Here is a 20,867-nt window from a genome sequence, read left to right as displayed (position 1 = left end):
CCCGCCCCGGTCAGGGGACGACGACCAGCTTCCCGCGGGTATGCCCGGTGAGGCCTTCGCGGTGCGCCTCGGCGGTGTCCTCGAGCGGGTACGTCGCCTGGATGGGCAGCGTCAGCTCGCCGGACGCGAGCAGCCGGGCCACCTCGGGGCGGGCCGCGTCGCGGATCTCGGTGCCGGGGTCGCCACCTCCGCCGATGAGGACGATGCCGGTGTCGCGCCGTCGATACCCGGCGATGCTGACGATCCGGTGGGGGTCGCCGACGAGGGCCAGCGAGACGTCGATCGCCTCGTCGGTGCCGACCGTGTCGATGGCGGCGTCGACGCCGTCCGGCGCGAGGGCGCGCACCCGGTCTTCGAGGCCCTCGCCGTAGGCGACCGGTTCGGCGCCCAGGGACCGCAGGTAGTCGTGGTTCCGGGCGCTGGCCGTGGCGATGACGCGAGCGCCGCGCCGCCGCGCCAGCTGGACCACGAGACCGCCCACACCGCCGGCAGCTCCGTGGACGAGGACCGTCCCGCCCTCTCCGACGCCGGCCGCCTCCACCGCGTGGGCGGCGGTGCCGCCGGCAACCGGGACACTCGCAGCCAGCTCCCACGACAGGCCCTCGGGCTTGGCCAGGAGGCCCGCCGCGGGAACCACCGCCTGGTCGGTGTAGCCGTTGCCCGGCACCTGCGTGGCGATCACCTCGTCACCTGGCGACCAGCCGGTGACGCCCTCGCCGACCGCGTCGACGACGCCGGCCAGCTCGAAGCCGATGCCGCCCAGCGCGCGCGGGTCGCGGCTCATCACGCCGCTGTAGATCTTCCAGTCGATCGGGTTGACCCCGATGGCGCGGACCGCGACGCGGACCTCGCCGGGACCGGGTTCCGGGGTCGGGACCTCGGTGAGCACGAGCTGCTCTGGGCCGCCGAAGTCGGCGGGCGCGACGATGCGAGTCATGCGTCGGTCAACGGCGCCGGACCGGTGTCGATTCCCCGGTCCCGATCAAGCCGGACGACGTCAGGGTGAGGCGGGACTGAGTTTCTGCGCCGCCCACGGCAGCGCGTCCTTCAGCCCGGCTGACCAGTAGGTGTACTCGTGCGCTCCGGGCAGCTGTCGGAACTCGACCGTGAAGCCTCGGGCCTGCAGCGTGGGGAGGATCGCCTGCATCTGGGCGATGATCGGCGCATCGCCGGAGCCGCTGCCGAGGTAGATCGCCGGACCCTTGCGGCCGTCGAGCGTCGACACGTACTTGATCGGGCTGTTCGCGTCGGCCTTCGCCTGCCAGTCCGCCCCACCGTAGAGCGCCTGGTTCCCACCGGGAAGGGTGTCCGGCTCCGACGCCGTCTCCCCCGACAGGTCGATGACGACCGAGTAGAGATCGGGGTGCTTGAGGCCGAGGTTGAGGCCACAGAACCCGCCCATCGACAAGCCGCCGATACCCCGCCCCTTGGCGTTGGTGATGGTGCGGAGCTTGTCGTCGATAGCCGCCACCACGTCCTTGGTGATGTACGTCTCCGCGTTGCCCTGTGCGGGGCTGTCGACGCAGAGGCTGTCCCCCGTGAGGTTGTTCTGGATGTCCTCGGGCATGACGACGATGACCGGGGGGCCGCCCTGGGCGACGCTGAGAAAGGTGGCCGCACCTCCGGCCGCCGTCAGCCAGTCGGTCGGCTGGCCCGGGTTTCCGTGCAGCAGGTAGATGACGGGGAAGTGCTGTCGCGGGTTGCTGAAGTACTGCGGAGGCAGCCAGACCTGAGCGTCGAACGTACCGAACTTGCTCGCGGAGTCCGGCACGCTGACCTGGGTCACGGCGCCGTTGGGCTGCGGCTGGACCTCGGGACCGCTGGCAGTGCCGTCGACGGTCGGGTAGGTCGGGATGCCCAACAGGTCGGCGGCGTTGTCGTAGTAGGCGAACTTCGTGTTGACGTAGTCACCGACGGCACCGACGCCGAACACGAGGAACAGCAGGACGAACACCCAGCGCCAGACCTTGTGGCCCCGCCAGAGAAGAACGGCGATGATGAGGCAGCTGACGGCGATAGCAGCGATCGTGAGGATCGGCCCCCACCCCACGAGGGGGATCTTGGAGAGCACGTCAGTCACGCCAACCTCTTCCACTTGACGCCGTCATCTCGCAGGCTGGGCTCACGGTACGGCCGAAAGAGCGAACAAGAGGCAATCGCCGCCGAACCGATATCTGCTGCTCCCACCGTGGGCGAACACAGCGACGAGATCCGCGCCACGGGCATACCCGTCGGCGGCCTGCGCGCTCGCTAGGGTGGCTCGCATGACCGGGACTCACGGCCGCAGGCTGCCGGGCTGATGGGCGGCTACGTCGTCGTCGGCGCCGTCGTCCTGGCTGGCATCCTCCTGGTCGTCGCGGCCGGGCTGGCCCGCCGGATGTTCGCGCCGCGCGCACCCACGAACGCGAAGCTGACGACCTACGAGTCCGGTGTCGACCCGGTCGGCTTCGGCTGGGCCCAGACCACGGTCCGCTACTTCGTCTACGCCTACCTCTACGTCATCTTCGCCGTCGACGCCGTCTACCTCTTCCCGTGGGCGACCGTGATCCGCGATGCCAACCTCGGACTCGCGAGCCTGGTCGAGATGGGCATCTTCATCACCGTCCTCGTCGTCGGCCTGGCCCACGCGGCCCGCCGCGGTCTGCTGCGATGGGTGTGACGTGACCGTCGACCTGCCCGCACCCCGCGTGGGACCACTCGCCGAGCACGCACCCGAGCCGATCAAGGTCGTCCTCAACTGGGGCCGGCGCTACAGCCTCTGGGTCTTCAACTTCGGACTGGCATGCTGCGCTATCGAGTTCATCGCCGCGTCGATGGCCCGACACGACTTCATCCGGCTCGGTGTCATCCCCTTCGCGCCCGGTCCCCGACAGGCCGACCTCATGGTCGTCTCGGGCACGGTCACCGACAAGATGGCGCCCGCCGTCCGCCGGCTCTACGACCAGATGCCCGAGCCGAAGTACGTCATCTCGTTCGGTGCCTGCAGCAACTCCGGCGGGCCCTACTGGGACTCCTACTGCGTCACCAAGGGCGTCGACACCATCATCCCCGTCGACGTCTACGTGCCCGGATGCCCACCGCGGCCCGAGGCCCTGCTCCAGGGGATCGTCCGGCTCCAGGAGAAGATCGCCGGCGAGTCCTTGTCGGGTCGGGAGATCCAGCGCCGGTATGCCGGTGGCCGGGTCGCGTCGGCCGGCGAGGTCCAGCGGGCGCTCGTGACGGCGGGGTCGATACCGGGGCGCGGCGACGCCCTCGTCCCGCGTCCGGGCCAGCCGGTCCCCGAGCCGGTTCCCGAGCCGGTTCCCGAGCCGCGGCCGGCGGCGGTGGCCCAACCGATGCCGGAGTCCAGGGGGCCCGAGACCGTCGCCATCCCCATGACCGCTGCGCCGGTTGGGACGTTCGACCCCGAGACCGCCTTCTTCACACCAGTACCCGAGGACCCCGAGGCCCCTGACGAACGCGCCTCGTCCGCACCGTCGTCCGGGCCGGAGACCACGGTGATCCCCTCGGTGGTCCCCGCGGTGGTCCCGCCCCCGGCGCCCGTCGGCGACCCGACGACGTCTCCCACCCCACCTGCTGCACCGGACCCGCGTCGCGGCAACGGTGCCCCCGACGCCGACCGAGGCCGCGGCCGGACCGGACGTCACCGCCCGGACCACACCCTCGCGGATGACATCTTCGATCTCGGGGACGACGACGAATGACCGAGCCCGCCTCCGTGCCGCCGGCCGGGTTGGACCAACCGGCCGGTGACGAGCCGTGCCTCGACGTCAGCGCGTCGGAGTGGCGCGGCGCCGCCCGCGAGCTGGTGTCCCAGGGCTTCACCTTCTTCGACTGGCTGACGGCCGTGGACCAGACCGACGACGAGAGCGACCCGCCTGGGACGCCGGGGTTCGACGTCGTGCTGCACGTCCTCGACATCTCCACCCCAGGTGCCCTGCGTGGGCACCTGCTGCGCACTCGCATACCGGACGGCGGCGCCCTCCCCAGCCTCACCGGACTGTTCGCCGGAGCCGCCTGGCACGAGCGGGAGACGCACGAGATGTTCGGGATCGACGTCGAGGGTTTCGACGACGGGACCGGCCTGGGCCTCCGGCCGCTGCTGCTCCCCGAGGGGTTCGAGGGAACCCCGCTGCGCAAGTCGTTCATGCTCGCCGCCCGCGCATCCAAGCCGTGGCCGGGGGCCAAGGAGCCCGGAGAAGGTCATGGAGAGGGCCTCCGCGGGGGGTCCGGCCGGCGCCGGGTCCAGGCGCCCGGGGTCCCGCCGCCGGAGTGGGGGCCGCGATGACGGTGCTCGAGGTCGTCATCCGGACCGTCGCCGTGCTCGCGGCGTTCCTCGTCCTGCCGCTGCTCGTGGGGCAGACCGAGCACAAGGTGATGGCCCACATGCAGGGCCGGCTCGGCCCGATGTATGCCGGTGGCTTCCACGGCTGGGCGCAGCTCGTCGCCGACGGGGTCAAGTTCGTCCAGAAGGAGGACGTCGTCCCGGTCGCCGCGGACCGGTGGGTGTTCCGGCTCGCGCCGGGTGTGGCTCTGGTTCCGTACCTCGTCGCGATGAGCGTCATCCCGCTGTCGCCGACCCTGGTCGCGGCCGATGTCGACGCCGGCGCACTCTTCGTCGTCGCCCTGGCCGGCATCGGGATCCTCGGCACCCTGATGGCCGGCTGGTCGAGCGCCAACAAGTACTCGCTCCTCGGGGCCATGCGGTCGGCCGCGCAGCTGCTCAGCTACGAGCTGCCGATCGTCCTGTCCGTGGCGTCGGTGGCCCTGGCCGCGGGGACGCTCTCGCTGAGCGGCATCGTCGGCCAGTGGAGCTGGTGGTGGCTCCTCTGGCAGCTGCCGGGGGCGATCGTGTTCCTTGTCGCGGCGCTGGCCGAGCTGCAGCGCCCACCGTTCGACATGCCGGTCGCCGACTCCGAGATCGTCTTCGGGCCCTACACCGAGTACACCGGGCTGCGGTTCGCGTTCTTCCTGCTGTCGGAGTATGCGGGCATCGTGCTCATGTCGTTGCTGTTCGCGGTGCTGTTCCTCGGCGGCTGGCGCGGGCCCTGGGCCGAGTCCGTCGGCTGGGTGTGGACGCTGCTCAAGGGTTTCGCCATCGCGGTGATCATCGTCTGGCTGCGGGTCGCCTGGCCCCGGATGAGGGAGGACCAGCTGCAGCGTCTCGCGTGGGTCTGGTTGGTACCGCTCGCGATCGCCCAGGTCGCGCTCACCGGAGTCGTCGTGGTGGTGGCCGGATGAGCCCCGAACCGCGCCACCTCGGACTGCCCGGGCTGATCAAGGGGCTCGCCACCACCGCCCGCACCTTGTCGCGTCCGACGCATACGGCCGAGTACCCCGACACGAAGCCGGCTCTGCCGCCTCGCTCCCGCGGCGTCATCGCGCTCACCGAGGAGAACTGCACGTCGTGCATGCTCTGCGCCCGCGAGTGTCCCGACTGGTGCATCTACATCGACTCGCACAAGGAGACGCTGCCGGCGACCACCGAGGGCGGTCGCGAGCGGCAGCGCAACGTGCTCGACCGGTTCGCCATCGACTTCTCGCTCTGCATGTACTGCGGGATCTGCATCGAGGTCTGCCCGTTCGACGCGTTGCACTGGAGTCCGGAGTTCGAGTACGCCGAGACCGACATCCGCGACCTGCTCCACGAGAAGGAGCGGCTCGGCCAGTGGATGCAGACGGTGCCGCCGCCGCCTGCCCTGGACCCCGCCTCCGCCGAGCCGGCCGAGCTGGCCGCGGCGAACCGTCCGCCGCGGGCGGCGGGGGGACTGCGCGAGCGCCCTGCTCCGCGCACCGCCCGGGCAGCGAAGACCGCCGAACCAGCCCCGGCGCAACCCGAGGCCCCGGCCCAACCCGAGGCCCCGGCCGAACCGGAGGCGACCGCTGGGCCCGAGGCGCCTGAGGCGGAGTCGTGACCACCCGCGACATCGTCTTCGCCGTCATCGGCGTCATCGCCTCGGCGAGTGCCATCCTGGCGGTGACGACCCGGAACCTCGTCCACGCCGCCCTCTGGCTGGTCGTCTGTCTCGGGACGATCGCCGGCTGCTACGTGGTCCTCGGCGCCGAGCTGGTCGCCCTCGTCCAGGTGCTCATCTACGTCGGCGCCGTCGTCGTCCTCGTGCTCTTCGCGCTGATGCTCACCCGCTCCCCGGTCGGACCCAACAGCGAGCTGGCGAGCCCGTGGTGGCAGCGCATCCTGGCCGCCGTCCTGGCCGTCTCGGTGGCGGTGCTGCTGGCCGTCAGTCTCGTCCCCCTGGTCGGCGAGAACGCCCTCGAGTCGAAGAACGGTGACACCAAGGCGGTCTCGGCAGCGGTCTTCGGAACGTGGGTCTGGCCGTTCGAGCTCCTGTCCGTGCTGCTCCTGGCCGCGCTCATCGGCGCCTTCGCCCTGGCCAAGATCGCGGGCGCCGGCCTGGTCCGCACACCGAAGCGAACAGCGACCCGCGAGGGCAGCGCGCCGTGATGCACCTCTGGCTGCCGATGCTCCTGGCCAGCGTCCTGGCCGGCGCGGGCACCTACGGCGTGCTCGCCCGGCGCAACGCCGTGCTCGTCCTCATCGGCGTCGAGCTGATCCTCAACGCCGCCAACGTCATGCTCGTCGGACTGGGCGCCGCCGATGGCTCACCGCTCCAGACCGGCCAGTCGCTGACCCTGTTCATCATCACCATCGCCGCCGCGGAGATCTGCGTCGCGCTCGCCGTGATCCTGGCGATGTTCAAGCTCCAGGGGCACATCGACCTGTCAGCGCCGCCGCTGCTGACCTCGCCGGACGACGAGGAGGCGAACCGGTGACCGTCCTCACCACGACGACGGTCCAGCTGCTCGTGCTGCTCCCGGCGCTCGGTGCGCTGGCCGGTCTGCTGCTGCGCCGGCGCCGGGCGTTCTCCGGGCTGGTGGCCGTTGCGGCGGCCGCACTGGCCTTCGTGCTGTCGGTGTTCCAGTACGCCGAGACGGCCGGCCGCTCGGACGTCGTGCCGACGTTCGGCCCGCTCCCCGTGGGCGAGCTCCAGATCCCCTTGAACCTGCTCGCCGACCGCACCTCGGCGGTCATCGCCGTCGTCGTCGCGATCGTCGGGCTGGCGGTGCAGGTGTTCTCGGTCTGGTACCTGCGCGACGACTCCCGGTATGCCGTGTTCGCGTCCACGGTCTCCCTCTTCCTCGCCGCCATGCTCCTCGTCGTCCAGTCCAACGACCTCGTGCTCACCCTGGTCGGCTGGGAGGTCATGGGCTGGTGCTCCTACCTCCTCATCGGACACGTCAGCGCCCGCGAGTCGGCGAGGCGAGCCGCCTACAAGGCATTCCTCGTCACGCGGGCGGCCGACATCGGGTTCGTCGTCGGCCTGGTCATCCTCGCCGTCGGGGCGGGCAGCACTGACATCGGCACGGTCATCGCGCACTGGGCGGGCCAGCAGGGCTCGGCGGCCGCCGCGCTGGTCACCGGCAGCCCGGTGCTGACCGCCGCGCTGATCCTGCTCCTCGCCGGAGTGGCGGGCAAGTCGGGCCTCATCCCCTTCCACGACTGGCTCCCCGACGCCATGGAGGGCCCGACCCCCGCCTCCGCGCTCATCCACGCGGCCACCATGGTCGCGGCCGGTACCTACGTCGTCGCGCGCCTCCACCCCATGTTCGCGATCTCCGACACCGCTCGCATCGTCCTGGGCGTCCTGGCTGCGCTGACGATGGTCTGGGCCGCGCTGCTCGCCTTCGCCCAGAGCGACATCAAGCGGATGCTCGCGTACTCCACGCTCAGCCAGATCGCTGTCATGATCAGCGCGCTGGCCTTCGTGCTGGGTCCGGACGAGGCGCCAGACCTGGCCCTCGGCCACCTCTTCTCGCACGCCTTGTTCAAGTCGCTGCTCTTCCTCGCGGTGGGCTGGCTGTCGGTCCTCGCCGGCGGCACCGCCTTTGTCGCCCTGCGCGGACGGGCTCGGGGCCGTGGCGCGTTGTACTGGTCCCTCGCGGTCGGCCTCGCGTCGCTCGCGGGCCTGCCGCCGCTGGTCGGGTTCTTCTCCAAGGAGGGCGTCCTCTTCGCCGCCGAGGAGTCGCTGGGCGGCCACGACGCGGGCCTGGCCTGGTTCGTCCTCCTCGCGCTGGTCGTCACCTCGGGGCTCACGGCTGCCTACTGCACCCGGGCGTGGCTGTTGCTCACCACCGAGCGGGAGGGCGGACTCGTCGAGCTCGAGGCGGAGCGGGCCCACGGCGAAGCCGGGGAGGGGCAGGACGAGAGCAGCGAGGAGGCGGCACCGGCCGGTGACGAGGCCGCGACTGGTGCGCACTGGGCCCACGGCGGAGCCGGCGAGGCCCGGCCGGTGACGATGGCGGCGGCGCTCACGGTGTCGGCCCTTGCCGTGTTGACGGTCGTCGGCGGACTGCTGCTCATCCCGGTCAGCAACGGGATCCACCTCGGCCTGGTGATGACGGTGATCTCTCTGCTCGTCATCGGTCTGGCGTTCCTCGGGGTCCGCGCGATGGCCGCGGCCGGCCACGATCCCGCGCGCCGGCTCGGCCCGGCCGTCGCCGACCTCAGTGACCGGGGGTTCGGCTTCGACGCCGTATACGTCGCAGCCGGCCGCGCGGTCATCGCCGTCGCCCGGCTCGTCGTCCGGCTCGACCGGGACGTCGTCGACGCCTACCCGCGGGGTGCGGCGTCCCTGACCGGGATCGCCGGCCGGGTTGGCGAGAAGGCCCACCGCGCGGCGCCCTCCACCGGACTGCTCGCCGTCGTGGTCGGTGTCGTCCTCATCGCGGTCGCGGGGGTGACGGTGTGGCACTGACGCTGACCCTCGTCGTTCCCGCCGTCGTCGCGGTCTGGCTGCTCGCCGCCGGTCGCCGGTATGCGCCGCGCACGGCTCGCGGGCTCGCCCTCATCGCCAGTGTGGTGACCTTCCTGCTCACGCTCGTAACCGTCGTCCTGCGTACTGAGGTCGACGCCCCGTGGGTCACCTCGATCGGGCTGCGCTGGCACTTCGCGGTCGACGGCGTGACCATCCCGCTCGCGCTGCTCACCGCGGCCCTCGGCGTCGCGGTCGTGGTCCACGCCCGCGGACGCGAGCCCGGTCGACCCGGCGGCGCCGTCGGGCCAAGCGGCGGCAACTCGGCCGCGACCTACTACGCCTGCCTCCTGCTCGTCGAGTTCGGTGCTCTCGCCACCTTCTTCGCGCGCGACGCCATCCTCTTCTTCGTCGCGTTCGAGGTCGTGCTCGTCCCGATGTGGGTGCTCATCAGCCGGTTCGGGGACGACCACGCCACCGAGCGGGCCCGGACCGACGCGTCCAACCGGTTCGTCCTCTTCACGGCCCTCGGGTCGACGCTGATGCTCCTCGGCATCCTCGTCCTCGTCGTCCAGAGCGGCACCTCCGACCTCGGCCGGCTCGCCGCCGCCCACGGCGCCGGGCTGTCCGCCCCGAACCAGGTACTCGTCGCGACCCTCCTCGTCATTGGCCTCGGCATCAAGGTGCCCCTGTGGCCGGTCCACACCTGGCTCCCCCCGGCCCACACCATCGCCCCAACGGCCGGGTCGGTGCTCCTGGCCGCCGTGCTGCTGAAGATGGGGACCTACGGCATCATCCGGCTGGCCATCCCCACGGTGCCGGAGGGCTTCCACGTGGTGGCGCCGTTCCTCGCCGCGAGCGGCGCGATCGGGATCCTCTGGGGAGGCCTGGCCTGCCTGGTCGAGCGCGACCTCAAGCGCCTGGTCGCCTACAGCTCGGTCGCGCACATGGGCTTCGTCGCGCTCGGCCTCGCGTCCGGCACCCAGACCGGTATGCAGGCGGCGCTCTTCGGGAACGTCGCCCACGGGCTCGTCTCGGCGCTGCTGTTCTTCGTCGTCGGCGGGCTCAAGGAGCGCTGGGGGAGTGCCGACCTCACCGTCGCCCGCGACGCCCTGCGCGACGTGTCCCCGCGGATGGGGTTCGCCCTCGTGGTCGGCTTCGCCTCGGCGCTGGGCCTGCCGGGGCTGGTCGGGTTCTGGGGGGAGTTCCTCGCCGTGTACGCGTCGTGGACCCCGGCCGAGGGTCTCCCCGTCCCGCTGTTCCGGATCTGCGCCGTGGCCGGGGTGGTCGGGATGTCCCTAGCCGCGGGGTACTCGCTCCGCGTGCTCCGCCTCGTCTGGGCGGGCCACCAGAACTGGACCGGACCGGTCGGCCCCGCTCCGCGCCGCTCCCGCCGCGACGACGCGCACGGCGCCGAGCTGCTCGTGGTGCTGGCGCTCGTCGCGCTCGTGATCGGCCTCGGCGTCGTCCCGAAGCCGCTGCTCCGCGCCACCGAGACCGACGTGACCGTCCTCGTCCCTCGCAGCAGCCCGGCCGGGTCGGCGACCTCGGCCGGCGGCGGCACCACCGTGGAGGCGATCGGGCCGTGATCACCTTCGACGTCGGCACCCTGTTGCCCGCCCTGTCCCCGCTGATCGGCGCGGTCGTCGTGCTCGTCCTCGACGTCCTCGACACCAGGGGCCAGCGGGTGCACTACGCGGTCGCCTTCATCGCGTTGGTCATCGGCATGTTCGGGACGTTCGGAGCGCTGGGAGCGCCGAGCGGCGACGAGCTGCGTACCCTCTGCCTGCCGAACGGCGGCGCCTGCTTCTACTCCGCCACGGCGCTGTCGACGACGCTCCAGCTCGCCGCACTGCTCGCCGCAGCCGTCACCCTGCTGCTCGCGTGGCCGTCCGAGCGCGCCGACGAGACCGGCCGGACCGCCGTCACCGTCTCCCTGCTCCTCGCCGCGACCGGCGGGGCCGTCGGGGTCGCCGGCGCTCGCGACCTGGCCTCCTGGCTGGTCACCCTCGAGCTGGCCACGCTGCCGGTCGTCGCTCTGGCCGCACTGCCCGGTACCCGACGGGCCCTCGCGGGAGCGGTCCAGCTGGTCACCACCTCGCTCGTCTCGTTCGCCATGCTCGCCCTCGGGGCCGCGTGCTGGTACGGGGCGACCGGCTCGCCCGAGCTCGGTCCCGGTCCGGCCCTGGCCGCGGCCTCGACGCCGCAGCGCGGGCTGCTCGCCCTTGCGGTCGTCCTGGTCCTCGGCGGCGTCGCCTTCAAGCTCTCGCTGGTGCCCTTCCACGCCTGGACCCCCACGACGTATGCGGGTTCGCCGCTGCCGATCACGGTGTTCCTCGCCGGGGTGTCCAAGGTGGCCGCGCTGGCCGCGCTGCTCGTGGTCGTCCAGGCGGTCACCCAGCTCGGCCGGTCGGCGCTCATCGCCGTCGCGGTTCTCGCGATCGCCAGCATGACGCTCGGCAACCTCATGGCTCTGCGTCAGAACGACGTCGTCCGGCTGCTGGCCTGGTCGACCGTCGCGCAGGCCGGGTGGGTCGTAGTCCCGCTCCTGTCGGTCTCGTCGTTCGGGGCTCGAGCCTCCGCGGGCTACCTGCTCACCTACGTCGTCGCCACCCTGGTCGCGTTCACCGCGGTGATGATGACCGTGTCGGTCGTCGGCGCCCGGCGCGGCCGGGACCTCGCCGCCTACACCGGGCTCGTGCGCACCCACCCCTGGGCCGGCGGGGCGCTACTGCTGGCCCTGACCTCCCTCGCCGGGCTCCCGCCCGGTGTGCTGGGGCTGGTCGGCAAGATCGTGGCGCTGCGCCCGGTCCTGGCCGAGGGCTGGTGGGTCGTCGGTGTGCTCGCGGCGGCCAACGCCGTGCTCGGTGTCGCGGTCTACCTCCGCTGGGTGCGGGTGCTCCTGCAGCCGGCGCCGGTCGACCAGTCCACGCAGGAGGCCATGGAGCAGGGCGGCGCGGGCACCGTCACCACGGTCACCCGGGTCCGGACGCATCCCAGCCACCTCGTGGCCCTCGGTATCGGCAGCGCCGTCCTCGTCCTCGGTTCAGTGCAGCCGGAGCTGCTCCTCGGGCTGCTCGGGTGAGGTCCGCCACGGCGGACCGCCGACGGGCAACAGTCGGGAACGCCGGTGGACAACCTGACGTTTTGCTGACATGCCCCCCTTGCACCGCCACTACAACGGCCTGAAGACCGCTGCACTGTTCGGCGCGATCTGGGCCCTCCTGCTCGGGATCGGCGCACTCGTCGCCGGGGGTCGTTTCATCTGGTTCTTCGCCCTCATCGGGCTCGCCACCACGTTCTACGGCTACTGGAACAGCGACAAACTGGCCATCCGCGCCATGCACGCCTACCCCGTCAGCGAGGCGCAGGCGCCCGCGATGTACCGGATCGTCCGCGAGCTGTCGACCAAGGCGGGGAAGCCGATGCCGCGGCTCTACATCTCGCCGACCGAGGCCCCGAACGCCTTCGCCACGGGACGGAACCCCCAGAACGCCGCTGTCTGCTGCACCGAGGGGATCCTCCAGCTGCTCGACGAGCGGGAGCTGCGCGGGGTGCTCGGCCACGAGCTCCAACACGTCTACAACCGCGACATCCTCACCGGCTCGGTGGCCGCGGCGATCGCCGGTGTCATCACCGCGGTGGCTCAGATGGCCATCTTTGCGAGCATGTTCGGCGGCGGCGACGACGAGGAGCGCGGAAACCCCATCGCCCTCCTGCTGCTCTCCCTCCTTGCGCCGTTCGCCGCGACGGTGATCCAGCTGGCCATCAGCAGGACCCGCGAGTTCGACGCCGACGAGGACGGCGCGGCGCTCACCAGCGACCCGCTGGCCCTGGCCTCCGCGCTGAGGAAGCTGGAGGCCGGCGTGGCCCGCGCGCCGCTCGCCCCTCAGCAGCAGATCGTCAACGCGAGCCACATGATGATCGCGAACCCGTTCCGGGCGCAGGATGTCTCGAGGCTCTTCTCCACCCACCCGCCGATGCCCGAGCGGATCGCCCGCCTCGAGTCGATGGCGACCGGCTACCTCGGGCGCTGACCGCCCGGCCCGTCCCCGACCGGCGCGCCGCATACCGGCCCGCGCGGATGTCAGCGCCGACCGGGCGGCGGGATCTCGCCCGAGCCGCGGACGACCAGCGTCGGGATCGACACGATCCGGTGCGGGGCTGAGGCGTCGCCCTCGATCCGCGCGAACAGCAGCTCGGCGGCTTGGCGCCCGATCTCCCGCACGTCCTGTCGGACGACCGTGAGCGACGGCGTCATGAGGTCGGCGAGCGGGAAGTCGTCGAACCCCACCAGGGCGACCTCGTGCGAGAGGCCCAGCTCGCGAAGGGCCCGGATGGCCCCGATGCTGAGGATGTTGCGGCAGGCGAACACCGCCGTCGGCGGGTCGGGACGGGACATCATCGCCGTGAGCGCCTCCTGCGCCTCCTCGGTGGTGCGCAGACCCATGACGACGAGAGCCGGGTCGGGCTTGATGCCCGCGGCCTTGAGCGCCGCCTCGTACCCCCCCAGCCGGGCCGCGGCGGTGGGGATGCTCGTCAGGTCGACGAGCGCGGCGACGCGGGTATGCCCTACAGCCAGCAGGTGCGAGACGGCCTCCCTCGCGCCCCGCCGGTTGTCGACGAGGACGCTGTCGGACTCGACCCCGCGTGGCGGGCGGTCGACGAAGACCGTGGGGAGGCCGGCCCGGACCTCCGAGGCGAGGTAGGACTGGTCCAGCGTCGACGGCATGAGGATGAGACCGTCGACTCGCCGGGCGACGAGGTCGGCGACGAGCGCGCGTTCGCGGTCGGTCTCCTCGTCGATGCTCGCGGCCAGGACGACGCACTGGCGCTCGCGGGCGGCGTCCTCGAGGCTGCGGAGCAGACCAACCGAGAAGCTGTTGCTCACGTCCTGTACGAGGACGCCGATGACTCCGGTCCGCCCGTGGCTGCGACGGAGGTTGCTCGCGGTGAGGTTGTGGGTGTAGTCCAGTCGTCCGACGGCACGCTCGACCCGTTCGCGTAGGTCGTCGGACACTCCGGCCTCCCGGTTGACGACCCGGGAGACGGTCTTGAGGCTCACTCCGGCGAGAGCGGCGACGTCGCGCATCGTCGCCCGACCCAATCTGGGTGCGGGCGACTCCGACGTTGACATCGTTGTCATGGCCACGGCGTCAATTAGGTCACAGACGTTGACTCCAGCGCAAGACCTCCGCTATACATGCTCCTGACAACGTTGTCACACCAATGGAGGTCAGACATGAAGTCAGCCATCGCCCGCAATCGGCGCACCCGCGCCGTCGCGTTGGCATCGGCCGCCGGGGTCGCGTTGACCCTGGGCGCGTGCAGCAGCAGCAGTGGGGGGAGTGGAGGCGGCTCGACAGGCGCCAGCGGCGAGAAGATCGGCGTCAGCCTCATCACGAAGGACTCGAACAACCCCTTCTTCGTCACGATGCAGACCGGCGCGAAGGCGTTCGCCGAGAAGCAGGGCAACATCAACCTGACCATCGCGTCGGGCAAGCAGGAGGGCGACGACCAGGGCCAGATCGACGCGATCGAGGCGTCGATCGCCAAGGGCGACAAGGGGATCCTCATCACCCCGATGTCGACCGGCGTGAACTCGGCGATCAAGAAGGCCCGGGACGCGGGCCTCTACGTCATCGCGCTCGACACCCCGCCCGACCCGGCGAACACGGTGGACATCACGTTCGCGACCGACAACTTCAAGGCGGGCAAGCTCATCGGTCAGTGGGCCCAGGTTCAGATGGCCGGAAAGCCGGCGACGATCGCCATGCTCGACCTGTTCAACGACAAGGTCGTCTCGGTCGACTACAACCGTGACCAGGGCTTCCTCACCGGGATGGGCATCCCGGTCAACGACCCGAAGAAGAACGGTGACGAGGCCAAGACCGGCAACTACAACGGAGGCACCTACACCATCGTCTGCAACGAGGCCGGGAACGGCGCGGCCGACGGCGGACGCTCGGCCATGGAACGGTGCCTGACCAAGAACCCCGACATCAACCTCGTCTACACGATCAACGAGCCCACCGCGGTCGGCGCCAACGCCGCGCTCAAGGCGGCCGGTAAGACGGCGACGATCGTCTCGATCGACGGCGGCTGCGCCGGCGTCGCGGCGGTGAAGGCCGGCGTTATCGGTGCCACCGCGCAGCAGTACCCGCTGAAGATGGCGGAGCTGGGCATCCAGGCCATCGCCCAGATCGCCACTGGTGGTGCCAAGCCGAGCAACTCGCAAGGCCTCGACTTCTACGACACCGGTGTGGCGCTGGTGACCGACAAGAAGGCCGGCGACATCACCGTCATCAGCAGCGACGACGGCTCGAAGATCTGCTGGGGCAGCGCCTCATGAGCACCACCACCACGACGGGCGGCGCTCGACAGAGCGCCGCCCAGGCGGAGCTGTCGCGAAGGGCGCAGACCCCCGCCCAGCGGGTCCAGCACCTGCTCCACGGGAACCCGTGGCTCAGCCCGCTGGTCCTGCTGATCGTGACGATCATCGTCTTCTCGATCGTCAACCCGCGGTTCATGCAGGCGAACTCGATCTCCCTGCTCGTGCAGCAGACCGCGGTCGTCGCCGCCCTCGCGCTGGGTCAGACCCTCGTCATCCTCACCGCCGGCATCGACCTCTCGTGCGGCGCCATCTGCGTCCTGTCGATGATGATCATGGCCTCCCTCGCCGCGAAGAACGGGCTCCCGGGGCCGTTGGCCCTGGTCATCGGGATCGCCGCCGGCCTGCTGGCCGGGTACATCAACGGGCTCCTGGTGACGAGGCTCAACCTGCCACCGTTCATCGTCACCCTGGGCACGCTGAGCATCTTCACCGCGATCGCGCTCCTGTACTCCGGCGCCGAGAGCATCCAGGACAACCGGCTCCCGGACATCCTCAACTGGACCGGGAACAGCTTCTCGATCGCCGGCTTCCGGGTTACGAACGGGGTTCTCCTCGTCATCATCATGTACGCCGTCGTCGGCTTCGCGCTGAGCCAGACGGCCTGGGGCCGGCACCTGTACGCGGTGGGTGACGACTCCGAGTCGGCCCGCCTCAGCGGCATCGCGAGCAAGCGGGTGCTTCTTTCCGTCTACTCCGTCGCCGGCCTGATCTTCGGCGTCGGCGGCTGGGTCCTCATCGGCCGATCCGGCGGTGCCACGCCCAACGCGATCCCCACCGGCAACCTCGACAGCATCACCGCCGTCGTCATCGGAGGCACCAGCCTGTTCGGTGGTCGTGGAGGGGTGGTCGGCACCGCCATCGGAGCGCTGATCGTCTACGCGTTCACCTTCGGGCTGTCCCTCGCCGGTGTGGACCAGCAGTACCGGATCCTCGCCGTCGGCGTGCTCGTCATCGTCGCCGTGGCGATCGACCAGTGGATCAGGAAGGTGAAGTCGTGACGGTCCAGGACGCGGAATCTCAGGAGCGCACCACGGCCGGCGGAGCGCCGAAGTCCGCGGACGGGCGAACGCCCGTCCTCCAGGGCAAAGGCATGATCAAGACGTTCGGCCGGGTCATCGGCCTCGACGGCGTCGACATCGAGCTCTACCCCGGTGAAGTCCTCGCGGTCATCGGCGACAACGGTGCCGGCAAGTCGACGCTCATCAAGTGCCTGTCCGGGGCGTACACCCTCGACGGTGGCGAGATGCTGCTCGACGGCAACCACGTCGCTTTCAAGAGGCCGCAGGACGCCCGCGACGCCGGCATCGAGACGGTCTACCAGACCCTCGCGGTCATCCCGGCACTCGACATCGCGAGCAACCTCTACCTCGCTCGCGAGGAACGGCGGCCGGGGCCACTCGGCTCCGTCCTGCGGATGCTCGACAAGAAGGGCATGCGAGAGCGGGCCAGCGACGCGGTCCAGAAGCTCGGCATCCAGACGATCCAGAACATGGGTCAGGCCGTCGAGACCCTGTCCGGTGGCCAGCGTCAAGCAGTGGCGGTGGCCCGCGCAGCGGCGTTCGGGAGCAAGGTCGTCATCCTCGACGAGCCGACCGCCGCCCTCGGTGTCAAGGAGGGCAACGCGGTCCTTGACATGATCAAGCAGCTGCGCGAGAACGGCGTGCCGATCATCCTCATCAGCCACAACATGCCGCACGTGTGGGAGGTGGCCGACCGCATCCACATCCAGCGCCTGGCCCGCCGGGCCGGGATCATCACGCCCCAGTCGCACACGATGCAGGAAGGCGTGGCGATCATGACCGGGGCGGTCACCCTCGACCAGGGCGCTCAGAAGGAGGCCTCGTGACGGTCGTCGTCGGCTACCTCCCCACCCCGGAGGGCTCGGCGGCGGTCGACCACGCGATGGAGGAGGCGCGACTCACCTCCTCCCGCGTGGTGGTCGTCAACACCGGTCACTACGGCGACTTCTCGCACCCGAACTACGCCACGGCCGAGGACATCGACGCGCTCGATGCCCAGCTGACCGCGGCGGGGCTCGACCACGCGATCCATCGGTCGCTGGAGAGCACGTCCGCTGCGGAGGCCATCCTCCAGGCGGCGACCGACGCCTCGGCGGACCTCATCGTCATCGGGGTCCGCCGGCGCTCGCCGGTCGGCAAGCTGTTCGCCGGCAGTACCGCCCAGCACGTCCTGCTGGACGCGGACTGCCCCGTGCTCGCGGTCAAACCCCGGTAAACCACCCCGCCGCCTCTCTCCGCCCGCGAGGCCGAACAGTCGCCGACGACGCGACTGTTCGGCCTCGCGCGTGTCACGCTGGTGCCGTGCCGAGCCTGACCCGCGACGAGGCCCGTACCCGGGCAGCCCTCGTGGAGGTCCTGTCGTACGAGGTGGGGCTCGACCTCGACCGGGGCCCGCGGACGTTCGAGAGCACCAGCACGGTCCGCTTCCGGTCCCGTGAGGTGGGCGCGACAACGTGGCTCGATATCGCCCCGGTGGTGCTGCACGAGGTGCGGCTCAACGACCGGACGCTCGACGTCGCCGAGCTGCTCGACGGACGGATCGAGCTGCCTGACCTGGCCGCGGACAACGTCGTGGTCGTCCGCGCGACCATGGCCTACAGCCGCGACGGCCAGGGCCTGCACCGTGCCGAGGACCCGGCCGACGGCGAGGCGTACCTCTACGGTCACGCCTTCCTCGCCGCCGCGCCCCGGATGTTCGGGTGCTTCGACCAGCCCGACCTCAAGGCGCCCTACACCGTCTTCGTGGCGGCCCCATCGCACTGGACCGTCGTCGGCAACGGCGCGGCGACGCATACCGGCTCGGGAGCATGGTCGCTGGCGACCACCCCGCCGCTGGCGACCTACTTCGTCACGGTCTGCGCCGGCCCCTACGTCACCCGCCGTACCGAGCACGACGGCATCCCGCTCGCGCTGCACGCACGGCGCTCGTTGGAGGGGCCGCTCGACCGGTGGGCCGACCAGATCTTCACCCTCACCCGCCAGGGCCTGGACCGCTACCACGGCCTGTTCGGCATCCGGTACCCCTTCGGCGAGTACCACCAGGTGTTCGTCCCGGAGTTCAACGCCGGCGCGATGGAGAACCCCGGCTGCGTGACCGTCCGCGACGACCGACTGTTCCGCGGAACGGCGACCGACGACGCCCTGCTCATCCGGGCCCGCACCATCGAGCACGAGCTCGCGCACATGTGGTTCGGCGACCTCGTGACCATGCGGTGGTGGGACGACCTGTGGCTCAACGAGTCCTTCGCCGAGTACATGGCCACGACGACGCTGGTGCACGCCACCGAGTTCCACGACGCGTGGACCTCGTTCGGCATCGTCCGCAAGACCTGGGGGTATGCGGCGGAGCGCCGCCCGAGCACCCACCCGGTCGCGGGGTCCCCGGCGCTCGATGCCGCCGCGGCGCTGCAGGACTTCGACGGGATCTCCTACGCCAAGGGCGCGTCGGTGATCCGACAGCTTGTCGCCTACCTGGGTGAAGACGCCGCGACCGCCGGCGTCGCCGCCTACCTGCGCGAGCACGCCTACGGCAACGGCGCGTTCGACGACCTCGTCCGCGCCTTGGAGGTGGCGGGGGATCAGGAGCTCGGCGCCTGGTGCGAAGCGTGGCTGCGGACGGCGGACCGCGACCGGCTGAGCGTGGAGACGGAGGTGGAGGAGGGCGTGATCCGCGCCGCCCGCCTGCGTCGCCGGGTTCCGCGACGGCATCCGGCCGACCGGGTCCACGTCGTGGACGTCGTCGGATGGACCGACGGGGTGGAGCAGCTGCGCGCGGTCGTGCGCACCGCCGGGGACGTGACCGACCTGCCGGAGCTCGTCGGGAGCCGTCAGCCGGCGGTCCTCGTGCCCAACGCCTCCGACCTGACGTGGGCCGGCGTCGACCTCGACCCCGCCACGGTCGCCGCCCTCCCCGGGCAGCTGTCGCGGATCCCCGAGGGGCCCGCGCGCGTCGTCGTCTGGTCCGCGCTGGTCGACGCGGTGTCGGGAGGTGCGATGGATCCTCGCCCCGTCCTCCGGCTGCTCGAGTCCGAATGGGTGAGCGAGGCGTCGCCGCTGCTGCTCGAGCGGCTCGCGGCCACCGCCGTGCGTCGCTTCGTCCCCGAGTTCCTGTTCGAGAGGGAGCACGAGGCGGCCTGGCAGGAGCTCGCCGATGCCGGCGACCTCCTGCTGGCCGGCTCCGAGGAAGGGTCGAACCACGCCGTCATCGCGGCCCGGACCGTCGCGGAGTGCACCGGTGACGAGGCGCTCCTGCGTCGCTGGCTCGCCGGCGCGGACGTTCCCTCCGGCCTGCGCACGGACACCGACTTCCGCTGGCTGCTCCTCGGCAACCTCGCCCGGCGCGGCCTGGTCGAAACGGCCACCCTCGACGACGCGGAGGAGGCCGACCCCACCTTCGGCGGGCGGCTCGCGGCGCTCCAGGCGCGGGCCGCGCAACCCACGGAGGCAGCGAAGGCCTGGGCCTGGAGCCAGGTCGTCGAGGAGGGCTCGACGCGGTCCAACCACCAGCTGGTGGCGCTGTTACAGGGTTTCTGGTCGACGCCGGACCTCGACCTCGTGCGGCCGTACGTCAGCCGGTTCTTCGCGGAGGTCCCGCGGCTGTCGGGATGGCTCGGCGACGACGCGCTGGCCCGGGTGGTGCGGTTCGGCTTCCCGCGCGTGGTGGAGCGGGCGACGCTGCGGCTCGCCGAGGAGGCCCTCGCCGGAGTGGCTCTGTCGCCCGCGACACGCCGCAATATCGTCGACGGCGCGTCCGCGCTCAGTGAGGCGGTCGCCTCCCGGGAGCGGTATGCGCCGGGGCGCGTCCCGCTCGGAGGGTCGTCTAGCGGTAGTTGGTGAACTGCAGTGCGGTGTCCAGGTCCATGCCGCGCAGCATCGTCTGGATCGACTGAAGGTCGTCGCGCGACTTGCTGGTCACGCGCAGCTCGTCACCCTGGATCTGCGACTTGACCGTCTTCGGTCCCTCGTCGCGGATGATCTTGGCGATCTTCTTGGCCGTCTCCTGGTCGATGCCCTCCTTGAGGGCGATCTCGAGGCGGTACTCCTTGCCCGAGATGCGAGGGGTGGGCTTCTCGTCCTTGCCGCCGTAGTCGAGGTGCTTCAGCGAGACCTTCCGCTTGACCAGCCACGTCTGGAACACGTCGAGGACGGCCAGCGCGCGCTCTTCGGTGTTGGCCTTGATGAGCACCGCGTGCTCCCCGGAGAAGGCGAGCGAGGCGCCGACCCCCTTGAAGTCGTACCGCGTCGAGATCTCCTTCGACGCGGTGTTGAGGGCGTTCGCGACCTCCTGCTTGTCGATCTTGCTGACGATGTCGAACGACGAGTCGGCCATGTGCTGCTAGCTCCTGGTTCCAGCCTGGGGAGGCGGTGCCCACCGATTCGGGGCACCGCTCGTTGCTTGCTATCCTTCCATGCGCGTCACGGCAGGTTGCCCGAGCGGCCAATGGGAGCGGACTGTAAATCCGTCGCGAAAGCTTCGAAGGTTCGAATCCTTCACCTGCCACCACCAGCACAAAGAGCCCCTGACCTGCGGAAACGCGAGGCGGGGGCTCTTGTGGTCTGTCCGGCCGTCACCGGCTGTGCGCGGCCGTCTACGGCAGTCTGTGCAGAATGCGTGCAGAAATCCGGGCACTCAGCCGTCCCTGCCCAGGCTGCCGGCGGACTCGAGCGCGGCTTGGACCCGTT

General features: G+C 71.1%; 19 protein-coding genes, 1 tRNA gene and 1 pseudogene. 17 read left to right on the top strand and 4 right to left on the bottom strand.

Features of this window, described 5'->3' with window-relative positions; translation table 11 throughout:
• Window positions 1-10: 10 nt before the first annotated feature.
• Both VIG79_RS07245 and VIG79_RS07240 read right to left on the bottom strand, forming a co-directional pair.
• Complete coding sequence (locus VIG79_RS07245; protein WP_331883998.1) at window positions 11-937, bottom strand: NADP-dependent oxidoreductase; 927 nt, start codon at window positions 935-937, stop codon at window positions 11-13.
• A gap of 60 nt (window positions 938-997) precedes the next feature.
• Window positions 998-2,080 (bottom strand): alpha/beta hydrolase, encoded by a 1,083-nt coding sequence (locus VIG79_RS07240; RefSeq protein ID WP_331883995.1) that lies wholly within the window; start codon window positions 2,078-2,080, stop codon window positions 998-1,000.
• 219 nt (window positions 2,081-2,299) lie between these two features.
• On the opposite strand from VIG79_RS07240, the gene VIG79_RS07235 reads away from it, so the two are divergent.
• The 11 genes and pseudogenes from VIG79_RS07235 (at window position 2,300) to htpX (ending at window position 12,808) form a co-directional block, all read left to right on the top strand.
• Entirely contained in the window at window positions 2,300-2,659 is a 360-nt protein-coding gene (locus tag VIG79_RS07235; RefSeq protein WP_331883992.1) for an NADH-quinone oxidoreductase subunit A, read from the top strand.
• Between the two features lies 1 nt (window position 2,660).
• Window positions 2,661-3,218: pseudogene (locus VIG79_RS07230) on the top strand (NADH-quinone oxidoreductase subunit B); the annotation flags it as partial.
• A gap of 482 nt (window positions 3,219-3,700) precedes the next feature.
• Window positions 3,701-4,288 carry an NADH-quinone oxidoreductase subunit C gene (locus VIG79_RS07225; RefSeq protein ID WP_331883989.1) on the top strand — a complete coding sequence of 196 codons (588 nt, stop codon included), beginning with the start codon at window positions 3,701-3,703 and terminating at the stop codon, window positions 4,286-4,288.
• On the top strand, window positions 4,285-5,241 hold the full coding sequence (gene nuoH, locus VIG79_RS07220; protein ID WP_331883986.1) for an NADH-quinone oxidoreductase subunit NuoH: 957 nt from the start codon (window positions 4,285-4,287) through the stop codon (window positions 5,239-5,241). Before VIG79_RS07225 ends, nuoH begins: the two co-directional genes overlap by 4 nt.
• Entirely contained in the window at window positions 5,238-5,915 is a 678-nt protein-coding gene (locus tag VIG79_RS07215) for an NADH-quinone oxidoreductase subunit I (protein WP_331883984.1), read from the top strand. Before nuoH ends, VIG79_RS07215 begins: the two co-directional genes overlap by 4 nt.
• Window positions 5,912-6,463: an NADH-quinone oxidoreductase subunit J gene (locus tag VIG79_RS07210; RefSeq protein WP_331883983.1), complete on the top strand. Its 552-nt coding sequence runs from the start codon at window positions 5,912-5,914 to the stop codon at window positions 6,461-6,463. The genes VIG79_RS07215 and VIG79_RS07210 overlap by 4 nt, the downstream gene beginning before the upstream one ends.
• Window positions 6,463-6,792, top strand: a complete 330-nt coding sequence (gene nuoK / locus VIG79_RS07205) for an NADH-quinone oxidoreductase subunit NuoK (RefSeq protein ID WP_331884148.1) — start codon at window positions 6,463-6,465, stop codon at window positions 6,790-6,792. Before VIG79_RS07210 ends, nuoK begins: the two co-directional genes overlap by 1 nt.
• The gene (locus VIG79_RS07200) at window positions 6,789-8,774 is read left to right on the top strand and encodes an NADH-quinone oxidoreductase subunit L (protein WP_331883981.1); all 1,986 of its coding nucleotides are present in this window, start codon (window positions 6,789-6,791) and stop codon (window positions 8,772-8,774) included. Before nuoK ends, VIG79_RS07200 begins: the two co-directional genes overlap by 4 nt.
• Complete coding sequence (locus tag VIG79_RS07195) at window positions 8,765-10,360, top strand: NADH-quinone oxidoreductase subunit M (protein WP_331883978.1); 1,596 nt, start codon at window positions 8,765-8,767, stop codon at window positions 10,358-10,360. The genes VIG79_RS07200 and VIG79_RS07195 overlap by 10 nt, the downstream gene beginning before the upstream one ends.
• Complete coding sequence (locus VIG79_RS07190; protein ID WP_331883975.1) at window positions 10,357-11,856, top strand: NADH-quinone oxidoreductase subunit N; 1,500 nt, start codon at window positions 10,357-10,359, stop codon at window positions 11,854-11,856. Before VIG79_RS07195 ends, VIG79_RS07190 begins: the two co-directional genes overlap by 4 nt.
• A 79-nt stretch (window positions 11,857-11,935) precedes the next feature.
• Window positions 11,936-12,808, top strand: a complete 873-nt coding sequence (gene htpX, locus VIG79_RS07185) for a zinc metalloprotease HtpX (RefSeq protein WP_331884146.1) — start codon at window positions 11,936-11,938, stop codon at window positions 12,806-12,808.
• Between the two features lie 50 nt (window positions 12,809-12,858).
• Here htpX and VIG79_RS07180 read toward each other — a convergent pair whose 3' ends face one another.
• Window positions 12,859-13,863 (bottom strand): LacI family DNA-binding transcriptional regulator, encoded by a 1,005-nt coding sequence (locus VIG79_RS07180; RefSeq protein ID WP_331883972.1) that lies wholly within the window; start codon window positions 13,861-13,863, stop codon window positions 12,859-12,861.
• A 150-nt stretch (window positions 13,864-14,013) separates the two neighbouring features.
• On the opposite strand from VIG79_RS07180, the gene VIG79_RS07175 reads away from it, so the two are divergent.
• The 5 genes from VIG79_RS07175 (at window position 14,014) to pepN (ending at window position 20,021) form a co-directional block, all read left to right on the top strand.
• The gene (locus tag VIG79_RS07175; RefSeq protein ID WP_331883969.1) at window positions 14,014-15,123 is read left to right on the top strand and encodes a substrate-binding domain-containing protein; all 1,110 of its coding nucleotides are present in this window, start codon (window positions 14,014-14,016) and stop codon (window positions 15,121-15,123) included.
• Window positions 15,120-16,163 carry an ABC transporter permease gene (locus VIG79_RS07170; protein ID WP_331883966.1) on the top strand — a complete coding sequence of 348 codons (1,044 nt, stop codon included), beginning with the start codon at window positions 15,120-15,122 and terminating at the stop codon, window positions 16,161-16,163. The genes VIG79_RS07175 and VIG79_RS07170 overlap by 4 nt, the downstream gene beginning before the upstream one ends.
• 92 nt (window positions 16,164-16,255) lie before the next feature.
• Window positions 16,256-17,011, top strand: a complete 756-nt coding sequence (locus VIG79_RS07165; protein WP_331884143.1) for an ATP-binding cassette domain-containing protein — start codon at window positions 16,256-16,258, stop codon at window positions 17,009-17,011.
• Window positions 17,008-17,400 carry a universal stress protein gene (locus VIG79_RS07160; protein ID WP_331883964.1) on the top strand — a complete coding sequence of 131 codons (393 nt, stop codon included), beginning with the start codon at window positions 17,008-17,010 and terminating at the stop codon, window positions 17,398-17,400. Before VIG79_RS07165 ends, VIG79_RS07160 begins: the two co-directional genes overlap by 4 nt.
• An 86-nt stretch (window positions 17,401-17,486) precedes the next feature.
• The gene (gene pepN / locus VIG79_RS07155) at window positions 17,487-20,021 is read left to right on the top strand and encodes an aminopeptidase N (protein WP_331883962.1); all 2,535 of its coding nucleotides are present in this window, start codon (window positions 17,487-17,489) and stop codon (window positions 20,019-20,021) included.
• Here the strand turns inward: pepN and VIG79_RS07150 are convergent.
• Window positions 20,005-20,514, bottom strand: a complete 510-nt coding sequence (locus VIG79_RS07150; RefSeq protein WP_331883959.1) for a YajQ family cyclic di-GMP-binding protein — start codon at window positions 20,512-20,514, stop codon at window positions 20,005-20,007. The two genes, pepN and VIG79_RS07150, sit on opposite strands and share 17 nt — an antisense overlap.
• Window positions 20,515-20,604: 90 nt before the next feature.
• Between VIG79_RS07150 and VIG79_RS07145 the strand changes: the two genes are divergently transcribed.
• Window positions 20,605-20,688 (top strand) — tRNA-Tyr (locus VIG79_RS07145).
• Window positions 20,689-20,867 lie beyond the last annotated feature (179 nt).

It is taken from the genome of Lapillicoccus sp. (genome assembly GCF_036559105.1).
GTDB lineage: Bacteria > Actinomycetota > Actinomycetes > Actinomycetales > Dermatophilaceae > Lapillicoccus.
The sequence above is the reverse complement of the archived record's forward strand: the minus strand, read 5'-3'. Positions and strand labels throughout refer to the sequence as shown.

Bases quoted from the DNA above. Each gene is read 5' to 3' on its own strand.
- VIG79_RS07235 (WP_331883992.1), top strand. From the start codon at position 2,300: ATGGGCGGCTACGTCGTCGTCGGCGCCGTCGTCCTGGCTGGCATCCTC.
- VIG79_RS07225 (WP_331883989.1), top strand. From the start codon at position 3,701: ATGACCGAGCCCGCCTCCGTGCCGCCGGCCGGGTTGGACCAACCGGCC.
- nuoK (WP_331884148.1), top strand. From the start codon at position 6,463: ATGCACCTCTGGCTGCCGATGCTCCTGGCCAGCGTCCTGGCCGGCGCG.
- VIG79_RS07150 (WP_331883959.1), bottom strand. From the start codon at position 20,514: ATGGCCGACTCGTCGTTCGACATCGTCAGCAAGATCGACAAGCAGGAG.
- VIG79_RS07165 (WP_331884143.1), top strand. From the start codon at position 16,256: ATGATCAAGACGTTCGGCCGGGTCATCGGCCTCGACGGCGTCGACATC.
- nuoH (WP_331883986.1), top strand. From the start codon at position 4,285: ATGACGGTGCTCGAGGTCGTCATCCGGACCGTCGCCGTGCTCGCGGCG.
- VIG79_RS07215 (WP_331883984.1), top strand. From the start codon at position 5,238: ATGAGCCCCGAACCGCGCCACCTCGGACTGCCCGGGCTGATCAAGGGG.
- VIG79_RS07175 (WP_331883969.1), top strand. From the start codon at position 14,014: ATGAAGTCAGCCATCGCCCGCAATCGGCGCACCCGCGCCGTCGCGTTG.
- VIG79_RS07245 (WP_331883998.1), bottom strand. From the start codon at position 937: ATGACTCGCATCGTCGCGCCCGCCGACTTCGGCGGCCCAGAGCAGCTC.
- VIG79_RS07170 (WP_331883966.1), top strand. From the start codon at position 15,120: ATGAGCACCACCACCACGACGGGCGGCGCTCGACAGAGCGCCGCCCAG.
- VIG79_RS07180 (WP_331883972.1), bottom strand. From the start codon at position 13,863: ATGCGCGACGTCGCCGCTCTCGCCGGAGTGAGCCTCAAGACCGTCTCC.